Annotated in this window: 15 protein-coding genes; 2 read left to right on the forward strand and 13 right to left on the reverse strand. The window is 64.9% G+C overall.

The genetic code is table 11. The features are described from left to right. Window positions 1–20: 20 nt before the first annotated feature. Together AB4Y40_RS05025 and AB4Y40_RS05030 are read right to left on the reverse strand one after the other, a co-directional pair. Complete coding sequence (locus tag AB4Y40_RS05025) at window positions 21–674, reverse strand: methionine ABC transporter permease (protein WP_069262628.1); 654 nt, start codon at window positions 672–674, stop codon at window positions 21–23. Next, window positions 664–1,698 (reverse strand): methionine ABC transporter ATP-binding protein, encoded by a 1,035-nt coding sequence (locus tag AB4Y40_RS05030; protein WP_069262629.1) that lies wholly within the window; start codon window positions 1,696–1,698, stop codon window positions 664–666. The genes AB4Y40_RS05025 and AB4Y40_RS05030 overlap by 11 nt, the downstream gene beginning before the upstream one ends. Before the next feature lie 276 nt (window positions 1,699–1,974). Here AB4Y40_RS05030 and AB4Y40_RS05035 point away from each other — a divergent pair, with 276 nt between their 5' ends. Next, window positions 1,975–2,865: a lysophospholipase gene (locus AB4Y40_RS05035; RefSeq protein ID WP_368686664.1), complete on the forward strand. Its 891-nt coding sequence runs from the start codon at window positions 1,975–1,977 to the stop codon at window positions 2,863–2,865. A gap of 13 nt (window positions 2,866–2,878) precedes the next feature. Here the strand turns inward: AB4Y40_RS05035 and AB4Y40_RS05040 are convergent, their stop codons facing one another. Then, window positions 2,879–3,673, reverse strand: coding sequence for an enoyl-CoA hydratase (locus AB4Y40_RS05040; RefSeq protein WP_368686665.1), 795 nt, complete (start codon window positions 3,671–3,673; stop codon window positions 2,879–2,881). 64 nt (window positions 3,674–3,737) lie between these two features. Beyond that, window positions 3,738–4,664, reverse strand: coding sequence for a histone deacetylase family protein (locus AB4Y40_RS05045; RefSeq protein WP_368686666.1), 927 nt, complete (start codon window positions 4,662–4,664; stop codon window positions 3,738–3,740). Window positions 4,665–4,879: 215 nt separating this feature from the next. On the opposite strand from AB4Y40_RS05045, the gene mltB reads away from it, so the two are divergent. Then, window positions 4,880–6,196, forward strand: a complete 1,317-nt coding sequence (gene mltB, locus AB4Y40_RS05050) for a lytic murein transglycosylase B (protein WP_368686667.1) — start codon at window positions 4,880–4,882, stop codon at window positions 6,194–6,196. A gap of 61 nt (window positions 6,197–6,257) precedes the next feature. Here the strand turns inward: mltB and cysM are convergent, their stop codons facing one another. The 9 genes from cysM to rpsA form a co-directional block, all read right to left on the reverse strand. Next, window positions 6,258–7,160 carry a cysteine synthase CysM gene (gene cysM, locus AB4Y40_RS05055; RefSeq protein ID WP_368686668.1) on the reverse strand — a complete coding sequence of 301 codons (903 nt, stop codon included), beginning with the start codon at window positions 7,158–7,160 and terminating at the stop codon, window positions 6,258–6,260. 249 nt (window positions 7,161–7,409) lie between these two features. Next, a complete protein-coding gene (locus AB4Y40_RS05060; RefSeq protein WP_069262634.1) occupies window positions 7,410–7,757 on the reverse strand; it encodes a helix-hairpin-helix domain-containing protein in 348 nt (115 codons plus the stop codon). Between the two features lie 73 nt (window positions 7,758–7,830). Continuing rightward, complete coding sequence (rfaD, locus tag AB4Y40_RS05065; protein WP_368616012.1) at window positions 7,831–8,823, reverse strand: ADP-glyceromanno-heptose 6-epimerase; 993 nt, start codon at window positions 8,821–8,823, stop codon at window positions 7,831–7,833. A gap of 105 nt (window positions 8,824–8,928) precedes the next feature. Continuing rightward, complete coding sequence (rfaE1, locus tag AB4Y40_RS05070) at window positions 8,929–9,933, reverse strand: D-glycero-beta-D-manno-heptose-7-phosphate kinase (protein WP_368686669.1); 1,005 nt, start codon at window positions 9,931–9,933, stop codon at window positions 8,929–8,931. Next, entirely contained in the window at window positions 9,905–11,302 is a 1,398-nt protein-coding gene (locus tag AB4Y40_RS05075) for a UDP-glucose/GDP-mannose dehydrogenase family protein (RefSeq protein WP_368686670.1), read from the reverse strand. Before AB4Y40_RS05075 ends, rfaE1 begins: the two co-directional genes overlap by 29 nt. An 85-nt stretch (window positions 11,303–11,387) precedes the next feature. Beyond that, window positions 11,388–12,563 (reverse strand): lipopolysaccharide assembly protein LapB, encoded by a 1,176-nt coding sequence (gene lapB / locus AB4Y40_RS05080; protein ID WP_368686671.1) that lies wholly within the window; start codon window positions 12,561–12,563, stop codon window positions 11,388–11,390. Between the two features lie 64 nt (window positions 12,564–12,627). Then, window positions 12,628–12,921: a lipopolysaccharide assembly protein LapA domain-containing protein gene (locus AB4Y40_RS05085; protein WP_368616247.1), complete on the reverse strand. Its 294-nt coding sequence runs from the start codon at window positions 12,919–12,921 to the stop codon at window positions 12,628–12,630. Window positions 12,922–13,215: 294 nt separating this feature from the next. Then, window positions 13,216–13,539, reverse strand: a complete 324-nt coding sequence (locus AB4Y40_RS05090) for an integration host factor subunit beta (protein WP_027817382.1) — start codon at window positions 13,537–13,539, stop codon at window positions 13,216–13,218. Between the two features lie 25 nt (window positions 13,540–13,564). Then, window positions 13,565–15,295: a 30S ribosomal protein S1 gene (gene rpsA, locus AB4Y40_RS05095; RefSeq protein WP_158758332.1), complete on the reverse strand. Its 1,731-nt coding sequence runs from the start codon at window positions 15,293–15,295 to the stop codon at window positions 13,565–13,567. Window positions 15,296–15,427 lie beyond the last annotated feature (132 nt).

Below are 15,427 nucleotides of genomic sequence, written 5' to 3' on the forward strand. Positions count from 1 at the left end.
AAAACTGCCTGTTTTAAGGCTTATTTGTGGCTCAGGCGCCGCACGAGCCAGTCGCCGAACGACTGCACGAGCTGCACGAACACGATCAGGATCACGACCACGATCAGCATGACTTCGGGTTCGAAGCGCTGATAGCCGTAGCGGATGCCGAGGTCGCCAAGACCGCCGCCGCCGATCGCGCCGGCCATCGCCGAATAGCCGACGAGCGAGATGAACGTGATGGTGAGCCCCGCCACCACGCCCGGCAGCGACTCAGGCAGCAGCACCTTGAAGACGATCTGGCTCGTGCTCGCGCCCATGGCCTGGGCCGCTTCGATCAGGCCGCGATCGACTTCGCGCAGCGCCGTTTCGACGAGCCGCGCAATGAACGGCGCAGCGGCGATGGTGAGCGGCACGACGGCGGCCGCCGTGCCGATCGACGAGCCCACCACGAGACGCGTGAACGGAATCACGGCGACGAGCAGGATGATGAACGGCGTGGAACGCACGGCATTGACGATCACCCCCATCACGCGATTCGCGGCGATGTTCTGCAGCACGCCGTTGCGATCGGTGAGGTAGAGCAGCACGCCGAGCGGCAGGCCGATGGCCGCGCCCACGAGTCCCGAGATGCCCACCATGACGAGCGTCTCCCAGAACGACTGGACGAACATGTCGAACATTTCACTCCACATGGGACAGTTCCTCCACCACGACGCCTTGTTCGCGCAGCCACGCCATGGCCTGCGCCACCTTCACCGGATCGCCGCCCGCGAGCACCGCGAGCGAGCCGAACGCCTGCCCCTGGATCTCGTCGATCTGGCCGTGCAGGATGTTGAAATCGAGTTCGAAGCGGCGAATCGTCTCCGAGAGAACCGGCTGGTCGACGCCCGTACCCTTGAACGCGAGGCGCAGCAAGTGGCCGCTGCCCTTCGCGAGATGCTCGGCCACACGCGCCTTGAGCGCGGGCGGCAGCTCCTGGGCGATCACGTCGCCGAGCAGCGCGCGCGTGACTTCGTGGCGCGGCTGCAGGAACACGTCGATCACGGGACCGCTTTCCACCACGCGGCCCGCGTCGAGCACGGCCACGCGGTCGCAGACCTGTTTGATCACTTCCATCTGGTGCGTGATCATCACGATGGTCAGGTTCAGTTCGCGATTGATCTTGCGCAGCAGGTCGAGAATCGCGCGCGTGGTTTCGGGGTCGAGCGCCGAGGTCGCCTCATCCGAAAGCAGCACCTTCGGCTTGCTCGCGAGCGCGCGCGCAATGCCCACGCGCTGCTTCTGGCCGCCGCTGATCTGCGAGGGATAGCGGTCTTTCTGGGCGGTGAGGCCGACGAGTTCGAGCAGCGGCAGCACCGTCGCTTCGATCTCGGCGCGCTTCACGCCGGCCAGTTCTAGCGGCAGCGCGACGTTGTCGAACACGGTGCGCGACGACAGCAGGTTGAAGTGCTGGAAGATCATGCCGATCTCGCGGCGCGCTTCGCGCAACTGGGCCGACGAGAGCGACGTGAGCGTGCGAGCGTTGACGACGATGTCGCCTTCGGTGGGCCGCGTGAGCAGGTTGATGGTGCGCACGAGCGTGCTCTTGCCTGCGCCGCTGCGCCCGATGATGCCGAACACTTCGCCCGGCGGAATCGTCAGATTGACGTTGTGCAGCGCCTCGATCCAGCCTTGTGGGCCGGCGAAGCGCTGGGACACGTTTCGAATTTCGATCATGGAAAAAAGCAAAACGGCGGATGTGCCGCGCGCCGCTCGCGCAGGCCGCACCTTTTGAGGAGCGGAAAACGCGTCGCGCCGGCAGACAGCCGCCGTTTGATGGACTGGATATAGCCGCGCATTTTACCCTGGCACGCAAAATTCCTTTTAATAATCAATTTCGATAATTTCATAACTCGTTTGCATTAGAGGGTTCTGGCGGCGCGAGGCCGCCCGCACGGCCGCTACACTGCTGCCGAGAGGCTGATACCGAAAATTGCGCAAACAGGGAGCGAGATGGAGACCAGTCAGAACATCGCCATGGCGCAAGCCGCCGAATCTGCCGGGCAAGCGACGCTGCGTACGCGTGACGGCGTCGACCTGCCGCTCCACGTCTGGCGCGCGAGCGCGACGCCGCGCGCGGCCATCGCGCTGGTTCATGGCCTGGCGGAACACGCGGGCCGCTATGCGGCGCTCGCCGCGCGGTTGAATGCCGCAGGCATCGATGTTTACGCAATCGATCTGCGCGGTCACGGGCGTGCCCCCGGCCGCCGCACCTGGGTCGCACACTTCGACGAATATCTCGACGACGCCGAGGCGCTCCTCACCCACGCGAGCGCGCAATGCGCCACACAGGGCACTCCGCTCTTCCTGATGGGGCACAGCATGGGCGGCGCAATCGCCGCGCTCTACGCCGTGGAGCGCCTGCCGCAATCGCGCATGCCGCTCGCGGGCCTGCTGCTTTCGAGCGCGGCACTCGCGCCGGGCCGCGACGTGCCCGCGTGGAAAATCGCCGCGAGCCGCGTGATCAGCGCGGTCTGGCCGACCTTTCCGGCGATGAAGATCGACGCGGCGCTGCTCGCGCGCGTGCGCGACGTGGTCGAAGCCAATCGCGCCGATCCGCTCGTGCATCACGGCGCGATTCCCGCCCGCACGGGGGCGCAATTGCTGGAAGCGATGAAGCGCATCGAGGCGGGACGCGCGCAACTGCGGCTACCCGTGCTGATCTGGCATGGCACCGAGGACAAGCTCACCGAGCCCGAAGGCAGCCGCGCGTTCGGCGCGAACGTGGGATCGCCCGATCGCACGCTCACGCTCTATGAAGGCAGCTTCCACGAAACGCTCAACGACCTCGATCGGGAGCGCGTGATTGGCGCGCTGATCGACTGGATCGACCGGCACGGCTGACCGGCCAGGCGTGTTACTTCGCGCCGCGTTTCTCGATGAACGCCTGCACGCCGTCGAGCGCGGGGTCGGTCATCATGTTGCAGGCCATGGTCTGCCCGGCCAGTTGATACGCGGCGTCGATGCCCATTTCGAGCTGCCGGTAGAAGAGCCCCTTGCCTGCCGCGACCGCCTCGCGCGGTTTCGCGCAGATACTCGCGGCCAGCGCGGTCACGGCGGCGTCGAGTTCGTCGGCGGGAACCACGCGGTTCACGAGGCCTTCGCGCAACGCCTTTTGCGCATCGATGAATTCGCCCGTCATCAGCATCTCGAAGGCCGCCTTGCGCGAGACGTTGCGCGAGAGCGGCACGGCGGGCGTCGAGCAAAAGAGCCCCAGATTGATGCCTGATACCGCAAAGCGCGCCGAGTCCGCCGCCACCGCCAGATCGCACATCGCGACGAGCTGGCAGCCCGCCGCCGTCGCCACGCCCTGCACACGCGCGATGACGGGCTGCGGCATCTTTTGAATCGCGAGCATCATCTTCGAGCAGCGCTCGAACAGTTTTGCGTAGTACTCGTGCGAGGGCGCCGCGCGCATTTCCCTGAGGTCGTGGCCCGCGCAGAACGCGCGCCCCGCCGCTGCGATCACGACCACGCGCGCGTCGGATTGCGCCAGCGCGGCGAGTTCGCCCTGCAATGCATCGATGAGCGCCTCGGAAAGCGCGTTGAACGCATCCGGGCGGTTCAGCGTGAGGCGCACGACGCCTGGCACACCGTACGCATCGCGTGTGACCTCGACGAGCGACGGCGATGAAGAGGGAATGGCACTCACGTTGCGTGTCTCCTTCGTTCGAATGGGTGCGATGCGGGTCTGCGCTCAGGGCCGCACCGAAAGCCTAGATATCCGCAAGCACGCGCAGATGCGCCACCACGCTGCGGCCGAGCGCCGAGAGGTTATAGCCGCCTTCGAGGCTGCTCACGATGCGCCCCTTCGCATAGCGGCCTGCGATCTCGCGAATCTGTTCCGTGATCCACGCGAAGTCGTCCTCCACGAGCCCCATGTTGCCGAGGTCGTCTTCGCGATGCGCGTCGAAGCCCGCCGAGACGAACACCATCTCCGGCTTGAACTCGTGCAGCCGCGGCAGCCACATGATGTCGATGGCCTCGCGCACTTCCATGCCTTTCGTGCGCGCCGCGATCGGCAGATTGACCATGTTCGGCGCCGGATTCTCGGCCCCCGAGTACGGATAGAACGGATGCTGGAAGAAGCTGCACATCAGCACGCGCGAGTCGCCCGCGAACGCCGCCTCGGTGCCATTGCCGTGATGCACGTCGAAATCGACGATCGCCACGCGCTGGAGGCCATGGACTTCGAGTGCATGGCGCGCCGCGATCGCGATGTTGTTGAAGAAGCAAAAGCCCATCGCGCGCGCGGGCTCCGCGTGATGGCCGGGCGGGCGCACGCTGCAGAATGCGTTCTCGTAGCGCCCGGCGAGCACCGCGTCGGTGGCCGCGATCGCCGCGCCCGCCGCACGCAGCGCCGCCTGCCACGTGTGCGGATTCATCAGCGTGTCGGGGTCGATGCTCGCGTAGCCTTCCTTGGGCGCCATGTTGCGGATGAAGTCGATGTGCGCCTGGGTATGCACGCGCAGGAGGTCCGCCTCGGTCGCGAGCGGCGCCGATTCGTCGCGCTCGACCAGCGCGTCGATGCGGCCCGCGATCAGCTGGTCTTCGATGGCCTGCAGACGCGCGGGGCATTCGGGATGCCATTCGCCCATCTCGTGCAGCAGAAAATCGGGGTGAGAGAAGAAACCGGTCGTCATGAGTCGCTCTCGCCGCGGGCTTCGCGCATGCGCGCGGCCGCGGGTCTCCTTCTGTCTTTAGTCTGGCGGCACGCCGGCTGGCGCGCGAACAGACACCACGTTACCACAGCGACCTGGTGCTCACGCGCCACGCCGGCGCGCAACGGCCCAATTCGCGTAAGGCGCTCGGTTATACTGCCCGGGTTCTTCCTGGACCGCTCTCCCCCCGCTCTCTCATGACCCTCAAGACCGCTCTGTCCGCCTCCAGCCGTCCACGTCGCACGACCCTCGCACTCGCGCTTTGCGTCGCGGCGTCGTTGTGCACCGGCGCGGCGCGCGCGCAAACTGCCGCGCCGAAATCGCGACAGACGCCGCTCACGCTCGCGCAGGCACAGCCGCAAGCGCCGACGCAGGGCCAGACGTTCGAAGAGGAAATCGTCCCGCAGCGCTACGCGAACAATCCGGACGTCGACGGTTTCATCAACGACATGGTGGCGCGCTACGACTTCGATCCCACCGCACTGCATGCGCTGTTCTCGAGCGCGAACTATTCGGCAACGGCGGTGAAGCTCGTCACGCCCTCGCCCGTGCCGGGCGTGAAGAACTGGCGCGCGTATCAGGCGCGCTTCCTCGACCCGGTGCGCATCAATGCCGGCGTGCGCTTCTGGCGCGCGAACCAGGCCACGCTGCAGCGCGCATCGGAAGAGTTCGGCGTGCCGCCCGAGGTGATCGTCGGCATCATCGGTGTGGAGACGATCTACGGCCGCTACATGGGCAACTTCCGCGTGCTCGATGCGCTCACCACGCTCGCCTTCGATTACCCGAACACGCCGAACCGCGCCGAGCGCATGGCGACGTTCCGCAAGAACCTCGAGGACTACCTCGTGTGGACGCGTGACGCGCAGATCGATCCGTCGTCGGTGCAAGGCTCGTACACCGGCGCGATCGGCATTCCGCAGTTCCTGCCGAGCAGCATCGTGCAGTACGCGGTGGACTACGAGGGCAACAATCACATCGACCTGCGCGCGAGCACGGCCGACGCGATCGGCAGCGTGGCGAACTATCTGCGGCAGAACGGCTGGGAATCGGGACGGCCCGTGGTGTGGAACATCGCCACCGATGCGGGCAGCCTCGGCATCGCCCAGGCCGCCGCCGACGGCAAGCCCGAACCGCGCTGGCCGCTGAGCCAGTTGCTGCGCTCGGGCCTCGTGCTCGACCAGCCGGACGTGGATATCGCCGCCGAGGCAAGCACGCCTGTCACGGTGATCGACCTGCCCTCGCCTGGCCGCGGCACCGAGTACAAGCTCGGCCTCAAGAATTTTTACGTGCTGACGCGCTATAACCGCAGCTTCTTCTATGCGCTCGCGGTGTATCAGCTGGGCATGCGCGTGAAGGCACAGATGCTGGCGACGCAGCCGGGCGTGGGTGTGGGCCCCGCGAACGGAAATGGCGACAACGGCGGCATCAACGGCGGCAACGGAAATGGCAACGGCAACGGGATGAACAGCGCCCCGAATGGTACAGGCACGACGCCGCCCGCCCAGCAAAACTGATTTCAACGCTACAAAGCAAAACGGCCTTCATTGAAGGCCGTTTTTTGCGTTCACGCTTCAATCAGGCGGGAAACACACCCGTCGAGAGATACCGGTCGCCGCGATCGCAGACGATGAACACGATCGTCGCGTTCTCGAGCTGGCGCGCAAGACGCATCGCCACCTCGCATGCGCCGCCCGACGAAATACCCGCGAAGATGCCTTCGACCGAGGCAAGACGGCGCGCCATGTTCTCGGCGGCGGCCTGGCTCACGTTCTCCACGCGATCCACGCGGCTGCGGTCGAAAATCTTCGGCATATACGCTTCGGGCCACTTGCGAATGCCCGGAATGCGCGAGCCTTCTTCCGGCTGCGCGCCGACGATCTCGATCGCCTGATTCTTTTCCTTCAGGAACTGGGACGTGCCCATGATCGTGCCGGTCGTGCCCATCGACGAGACGAAGTGCGTGATACGCCCTTCGGTGTCGCGCCAGATTTCCGGGCCGGTGGCCTCGTAATGCGCAAGCGGATTGTCGGGATTGGCGAACTGGTCGAGGATGATGCCCTTGCCGTCGCGCTGCATTTGTTCGGCGAGGTCGCGCGCATATTCCATGCCGCCCTTGACCGGCGTAAGCATGATTTCGGCGCCGTAAGCCGCCATGCTCTGGCGGCGCTCGACCGAGAGGTCCTCCGGCATGATGAGCACCATCTTGTAGCCGCGAATTGCCGCCGCCATGGCGAGCGCGATGCCCGTATTGCCGCTCGTCGCTTCGATGAGCGTGTCGCCCGGCTTGATGCGGCCGCGCTCTTCGGCTTTACGGATCATCGAGAGCGCCGGGCGGTCCTTTACCGACCCAGCCGGGTTGTTGCCTTCGAGCTTGGCCAGCACGACGTTGTTGCGGGCGCGGATTTCGTCGTCCGGCATGCGGACGAGTTGCACGAGCGGGGTATTGCCGATCGTATCTTCAATGGTCTTGTAGGGCATGGGGATGGCAGTGAGGCGCGATGACGTGACCCGTCGATTCTAAACCACGCGGGCAGCGACCGCAGGGGACCCATAACGCCGGTATGGACGCAGGCTGGCGACTCCGCCACTACGCGCGGCAAAAAGCCCGCGGCCCGGGCCGCGGGTCAACGTCGCGGGTCGACATCACCTGAGCGACACCTGAAGGAAACTGCGCCCCGCGACGGCGCAGCACGACGCGCGGGGTAACACACGAGCGCAAGCGGCCTGCTACTTCTTGACCGCCACGGCAGCCTGAGGCGCGCCCGCCTTCGCGGGCGTTGCCTGCGCAACCTTCGCCTGTGCTGCATGGGCATTCGCGGGACCGATCGCCAATCCTTCGGCCTGCAAACGTTCGACGGTATGGCCGCCCATGCCCTTCACGCGCTTGCCGAGGTCACTGGCATCCTTGTACGGGCCGTGCGCGCTGCGCTCGTCGAGAATGGCCTTGGCGCGCGCGGGCCCCACGCCCTTGATGCCGCGAAGCGCGTCTTCGTTGGCGGTGTTGACGTCCACGGCCGCAAAGGCGTGGCTGAATACGGCCAGAAGCGCGGCCGCCGCAAGGACTTTTCGGAACATGCTGGATCTCCCTCAAAACGCCGGCGACCATCGCCGGCGAGGAGAGTCCAGTTTATGAAGTCAGGGCTTTGCGTTACACCTGGCCAGAAAGCCAACGTACGTAACGATCCACGCCTTCCTGCACCGTCAGGAACGGCGCGTCGTAGCCCGCCGCGCGCAGCTTCGACTGGTCCGCCTGCGTGAAGCACTGATACTTGCCGCGCAACGCGTCCGGGAACGGGATGTACTCGATCAGCCCTTCCTTGACCTGCTCCGCGAGCGAGAGCGCAGGCTTGCCTTCCATCGCACGCAGCGTGTTCACCACGGTCGTGGCGATGTCGTTGAACGGCTGGGCACGGCCGCTGCCCAGATTGAAGATGCCCGTCTTCTCCGGATGATCGAAGAAGAACAGGTTCACCTTCACCACGTCCTCGACCGAGACGAAGTCGCGCGTCTGCTCGCCAGGCGCATAACCGTTGTATTCGCCGAACAGCTTCACGCGGCCTTCGGCGCGGAACTGGTTGAAGTTGTGGAACGCCACCGACGCCATGCGCGCCTTGTGCGTTTCGCGCGCACCATACACGTTGAAGTAGCGAAAGCCCGCAATCTGGCTTTGCGCCGTGGGCAGCACGCGGCGGATCACCTGGTCGAACAGGAACTTCGAATAGCCGTACACATTGAGCGGCGCTTCCACTTCGCGCTCTTCGACGAAGCGCGTCGAGCCGCCGTAAATCGCCGCCGACGACGCATACAGAAACTGCACGCGCTGCGCGAGACACGCGTCGAGCACGGCGCGGCTATAGCGGAAGTTGTTGTCCATCATGTAGCGGCCGTCGGTTTCCATCGTGTCCGAACAGGCGCCTTCGTGGAACACCGCGCGCACGTCGCCGAAATCGCCGCGCGCAAAGCGCTCGACGAACTCGGTCTTGTCGATGTAGTCGTCGATCTCGCAATCGACGAGATTCCTGAACTTGTCCGCGCGGGTGAGATTGTCGACGGCGATGATGCGGTCTTCGCCGCGTTCGTTCAGCGCCTTGACGATGTTGCTGCCGATGAAGCCGGCCGCGCCGGTGACGATGAGGGTCATGATAGGTCTGCGGTGACGAGGTTCACGCGAGGTTGATAGCCCGCCGGAAAAACGCTGCGGAAATGCCGGCCGGGGCGCGAGCGCTGCGCGCTCGCGTGCACAACGTTATTGAAAGAGTTCGTCGTAGTCGACGGTGGCCGTACCGAGCTTGCCGACCACGATGCCGGCCGCGCGATTCGCGAGCGCAACGCCTTCGACGAGCGGCAAGCCCGCGCCCAGCATGACCGCGACGGTCGCGATCACCGTGTCGCCGGCGCCCGAGACATCATACACTTCGCGGGCGTCAGCCGCCGCGTGCAGCGCGCCGTCATCGGAAAAGAGCGTCATACCCTCTTCCGAGCGCGTGAGCAGCAGCGCGTCGAACTGCAGTTCGCGGCGCAGCTTCGTCACGCGCGCGTGCAGGTCCTCCTCGGACTTCCACGTGCCTACCACTTCGCGCAGCTCCGCGCGGTTGGGCGTGATGAGGCTCGCGCCGCGATAGCGTTCCCAGTCGTCGCCCTTGGGATCGACGAGCACCGCCTTGCCCGCGGCGCGCGCCTTCGCGATCATCTGCGTGACGTGCGTGAGACCGCCCTTTGCGTAGTCGGAGAGCAGGATCACGTCGTGCGTGGGCAGCAACGCGTCGAAGCGCGCGAGGCCGGCGAGCAGGATCTCGTGCGCGGGCGTGTCTTCGAAGTCCACGCGCAGCAGCTGTTGCTGGCGCGACAGCACGCGCAGCTTGATGGTGGTCGGCAAGGCGGGATCGCGCTCGAGATACGCGTTCACGTTGCTTTCGTCGAGCAGCTCGACGATGCGCTCGCCGGGCTCGTCGTGGCCCACCACGCACAGGAGGCCCGCATGCGCGCCGAGCGCCGCCGCGTTGCGCGCGACGTTCGCGGCGCCGCCCAGGCGGTCTTCCTTGCGCTGCACGTGCACGACCGGCACCGGCGCTTCCGGCGAAATACGGTTGACGTCGCCGAACCAGTAGCGGTCGAGCATGACGTCGCCCACCACCAGCACGCGCGAGGTCGCGAGCTTTTCGCGCGGCACGACGCGCACTTCGGGCGCGATCGCCGTAGCAAGCGCGGCGACGGGCGCGGCTTCAGGCTGCGGAGTTTGCGAGATTGACATGAGGCCGCCCAATCGAGTGATAGTCAATGCCGAGCTCCGCCATGGCGTCGGGCTCGTAAAGGTTGCGTCCGTCGAAGATACGCGGTGCCTTGAGCACCTTCTTCAAATGCGCGAAATCGGGCGCCTTGAAGGCGGTCCATTCGGTGACGATCACGAGCGCGTCGGCACCCGTGAGCGCGTCGTCCTGGCTCGACGCGAACGTCAGGCGCTCGTGCTGCTCCGGCGCGTGCGCGAGATCGAGCGCGAATACGCGCTGCGCCTCTTCGGCCGCGACCGGGTCCCACGCCGCCACCGTGGCGCCGCGCGAGAGCAGGTCGGCGATCAGGCGGCGGCTCGGTGCTTCGCGCATGTCGTCGGTGTTCGGCTTGAACGCGAGGCCCCACACGGCAAAGTGCTTGCCGGTGAGGTCGTCGCCGCACACGCTGGCGATCTTCTTCACGAGCACTTCCTTCTGGCCGTGATTGACCTCCTCGACGGCTTCGAGCACGCGCAGGTTCTGGCCCGTCTCCGCGGCCGTGCGGATCAGCGCCTGCACGTCCTTCGGGAAGCACGAGCCGCCATAGCCGCAGCCCGCATAGAGGAAGTGATAGCCGATGCGCGGATCGGAGCCGATGCCGCGGCGCACCGACTCGATGTCGGCGCCCACGCGGTCGGCGAGATTCGCCATCTCGTTCATGAACGAGATGCGCGTGGCGAGCATGGCGTTGGCCGCGTACTTCGTGAATTCGGCGGAGCGCACGTCCATGTAGATCGTGCGTTCGTGATTGCGGTTGAACGGTGCGTAGAGGCGCTTCATCTTCTCGCGCGCGGCGGTGCCGTTCTCGTCCTCGTCGAGGCCGATGATGATGCGGTCCGGGCGCATGAAGTCGTCCACCGCCGCGCCTTCTTTCAGAAACTCGGGGTTCGAGACGACCGAGAAGCGGTGATCCACGCTCTGTGCGAGGCCGCGCTTCGCCAGTTCTTCGGCCAGCACGCCGTGCACGCGCTGCGCCGTGCCGACCGGCACCGTCGACTTGTCGACGACCACCTTGAAGCCGTTCATGTGGCGGCCGATGCTGCGCGCCGCTTCGAGCACGTACTGGAGATCGGCCGAGCCGTCTTCGTCGGGCGGCGTGCCCACGGCGATGAACTGCACCTCGCCGTGCTCGACGCTCGCCGCGATGTCGGTGGAAAAGGTAATGCGCCCGGCCGCGCGGTTGCGCGCGATGAGTTCGAGCAGGCCCGGCTCGTGAATCGGGACGCCGCCGCCATTCAGGATATCGATCTTGCGCGGATCGACATCGAGGCAAAACACGTCGTGGCCGATTTCGGCGAGACACGCACCGGTGACGAGGCCGACGTAGCCGGTACCGACAATGGTGATCTTCATAGGCGCTCCGGTGACAGATGCGGATGTTGGAATGATTGTGGGCGCGGCCGGCTGATGCCGGGCCGGGCACGCGCGCCCTTAAGGCTCAGCTCGACGCGGGAACCGGCTCGACACGGCGCGGCGCATAGGTTTCCCAGCCGCTGCAGCCCGGACACTGCCAGTAGAAGAGGCGCGCCCGGAAGCCGCAGTTCTGGCAGGTGTAGCGAGGCAGGTTCTTGGTGCGCTGCTGGAGCAGCTTGCGCATCAGCTCGAGTTCGCTGCGGCGCGGCTCTTCTGCCGTGGCCTGCTGAGCTTCGAGCAGGCGCGCCATGCCGGCGAGGTTCGGCGACTTCTGCATCTGCGTGCGGGCGAGCGCGTGCGCCGCATCGGCGCCGCGCAGCGCGGCGACATGCTTGTAGGCGACGTCGAGCAGATCGTTCGACGGATACGCGTCGACCCACGTCGTGAGCAATTGTGCGCCCTCTTCGGCACGGCCGAGCGTCTCGTAGGCCTTCATGACCTTTTCGGCCACGAGCGGCAGATAAGCGGGGTTTTGCGCTTCGACTTCGCGCCAGTGGCCAAGCGCAGTCTCACAATCGCCGCTTGCGGCGTCGACGTCGCCCGCGAGGATCGTCGCGCGCACGTTCTGCGAATTGGCCTTGAGCGCGAGCGCCAGTTGACGGCGCGCTTCGTCGCGCTTCTTCTGCTGGAGCGCTTCCTGCGCGAGTTCGCAGTGGAACTGGGCGATCTCGAGGTCGAGCGAAGCCGCGCCCATCGTTTCGAGATGACGTGCCGTATCGATGCAGCGGTTCCAGTCCTTCTCGATCTCGTAGATCGCGAGCAGTGCGCGCTGGGCGCCGAGCGCGAAGTCGCCCGACTTGAGCTTGCCGAAGGTCTCTTCGGCGCGGTCGAGCATGCCGGCCTTCAGAAAATCCTGGCCGAGTTCATAGAGCGCGTGGTCGCGCTCGTTCACGGGCAGGTCGGAACGCGAGAGCAGATTCTGATGCACGCGGATTGCGCGGTCGGTCTCGCCGCGGCGGCGAAACAGATTGCCGAGCGCAAAGTGCAGCTCGACGGTTTCGGGGTCGAGCTTGGCGACCTCGATGAACGCGTCGATGGCCTTGTCCGGCTGCTCGTTGAGCAGAAAATTCAGGCCGCGAAAATACGAGCGCGGCAGGTTGGCGCTTTCGGAAAGCAGTGCCTTCAGGTCGTAGCGCGACGCCATCCAGCCGAGCGCGAAAGCCACGGGAATGACGAGGAGCCACCAAAAATCGAGATCCATGCGAGCGATGGTATGAGCGGAAAATCAGCCGCTCGCGTTCAGGCGCGCGGCACGGCAATACAAATCAGATAAGCGGCGGCAGCGGCGGCTCGACGCTCGGCGTGGGCGTTTCACGCGCCACCCGCAAGTCGCGCTTGAGGCGGCCGTTTTCCATGCGCAGCCGGAACACGCCGGGCAGCGCGGAAAGCAGCCCCGCCAGCAGCCCCACGACAAAAAACGCGAGGCCGATCAGGATCAGCGGGGCCTGCCACGAATATCCGGCCAGAAAGTTCAGCGTCGCGGTTTGCGTGTTGGCGAGCGCAAGGACGAGCAGCAGTACGAACACCAGCACACGGAGCACCCAGGCGATCAATCTCATTGAAGGATTCTCTTGGCAGTTGAGAAAGGCGCCGGCACGGCGGACATGCTGCGCCGCAGCACAAGCCGCGCCGAAGTGTCCCGTATTGTAATTGAACGGCTCGCGGGCCGACACGTGTGAGCGAGCACTGAGCCAGGCAACCTGGCTTGCCGGAACTAACCGCGTCGAAAAGGCGCAGACGAAAAAAAAGCGCCGGGGTTGTTCACCCCAGCGCTTTTTACCGGTCCATGCATTCTGGCCATCTGGCATTGACCGCCGACGACCGCAACCGCCCGATCGAAAACGATCCAACGCTTACAGGTCGTCGTCCGGCTCGTCCGCCTTCAGCGGCTCGCCCGAATTACGGTCCACGCGCTCGCGCAGTTCCTTGCCCGGCTTGAAGTGCGGCACGAACTTCTCAGGCACCAGCACCTTTTCACCCGACTTGGGATTGCGACCGACGCGCGACGGCCGACGATTCAGGCCGAAGCTGCCAAAGCCACGAATTTCGATGCGATGGCCCTTGGCAAGCGCCTCGGACATCGCATCGAGCATCGTCTTGACCGCGAAATCCGCGTCCTTGAGAACAAGTTGCGGAAATCGCGTAGCCAGCTGCGCGACCAATTCAGATTTGGTCATACTTCAGCTTGCCCCCGTTTGAGGCTTACTGGTTCTGGCCGTCGAGCTTGGCCTTCAGCAGCGCGCCGAGGTTGGTCGTGCCGGTGGCAGCCTGACCCGAATCAGCCGACATGCTGCGCAGGGCTTCCTGCGTTTCAGCCGAGTCCTTCGCCTTGATCGACAGGTTGATGCCACGCGACTTGCGATCGATGTTGATGATCATCGCGTTGACCTTGTCGCCTTCCTTCAGCACGTTGCGAGCATCTTCCACGCGGTCTTGCGCGATTTCCGAAGCACGCAGGTAGCCTTCGACGTCGGCGTTCAGCGTCACGACTGCGCCCTTGGCGTCAACCGACTTGACCACGCCGTCGACGATCGAACCCTTGTCGTTGACAGCAACGAAGTTGCTGAACGGGTCGCCTTCGAGCTGCTTGATGCCGAGCGAAATGCGTTCCTTCTCGACGTCGATGCCCAGAACCACGGCTTCGACTTCGTCGCCCTTCTTGTACTTGCGAACGGCTTCTTCGCCGGTTTCCGACCACGACAGGTCCGAAAGGTGAACCAGACCGTCGATACCGCCAGGCAGACCGATGAACACGCCGAAGTCGGTGATCGACTTGATCGCGCCCTGGAGCTTGTCGCCCTTCTTGAAGTTGCGGCTGAAGTCATCCCACGGATTCGGCTTGCACTGCTTCATGCCGAGCGAGATGCGGCGGCGGTCTTCGTCGATCTCGAGGACCATGACTTCGACTTCGTCGCCCAGCTGGACAACCTTCGACGGAGCAACGTTCTTGTTGGTCCAGTCCATTTCCGACACGTGAACCAGGCCTTCGATGCCCGATTCGACTTCGACGAACGCGCCGTAGTCGGTGATGTTCGTGACCTTGCCGAACAGGCGCGTGCCCGACGGGTAACGGCGCGAGATGCCTTCCCATGGATCGTCGCCCAGTTGCTTGATACCGAGCGAAACGCGGTTCTTTTCCTGGTCGAACTTGAGGATCTTCGCGGTGACTTCCTGGCCAACCGAGAGAACTTCGCTCGGGTGACGCACGCGACGCCATGCGATGTCGGTGATGTGCAGCAGGCCGTCGATGCCGCCGAGGTCCACGAACGCGCCGTAGTCGGTGATGTTCTTGACCACGCCGTTGACGATCGCGCCTTCCTTGAGCGTTTCGAGCAGCTTTGCGCGCTCTTCGCCTTGCGTGGCTTCGATGACTGCGCGGCGCGACAGCACGACGTTGTTACGCTTGCGGTCGAGCTTGATGACGCGGAATTCGAGGGTCTTGCCTTCGTACGGCGTCGTGTCCTTGACCGGACGCGTGTCGACGAGCGAACCCGGCAGGAACGCGCGGATGCCGTTGACCATGACGGTCATGCCGCCCTTGACCTTGCCCGTGATCGTGCCGGTCACGAGTTCGTTGTTGTCGAGAGCCTTTTCCAGCGACAGCCACGAAGCGAGACGCTTCGCCTTGTCGCGCGACAGGATGGTGTCGCCGTAGCCGTTTTCCAGCGCGTCGATCGCGACGGAAACGAAATCACCCGCCTGCACTTCCACTTCACCCGCGTCGTTCAGGAATTCTTCGAGCGGAATATAGGCTTCGGACTTGAGACCAGCATTGACGACCACGAAGTTGTGGTCGACGCGCACGACTTCGGCGGAAATCACTTCGCCGGCGCGCATGTCCTGGCGGGTCAGCGACTCTTCGAACAGAGCCGCGAAAGATTCGGTATTCGGGGTGGAGGTTTGCAGGTCGGACATAAAAATCTGGATTTGCATGGTTTTCGCTACCTCGCCAGTCGGTCTTGACTGCCGGGCGTTGAGGCCGGAACACGATGCTCACGGCGCAGATGCAAAAGCCATACGGGGTTAAAGGGTTTAACACACGCCCTGTTGCTTTCCAGGGCACCT

Source organism: Paraburkholderia sp. EG287B (assembly GCF_040965595.1).
Taxonomy (GTDB): Bacteria; Pseudomonadota; Gammaproteobacteria; order Burkholderiales; family Burkholderiaceae; genus Paraburkholderia.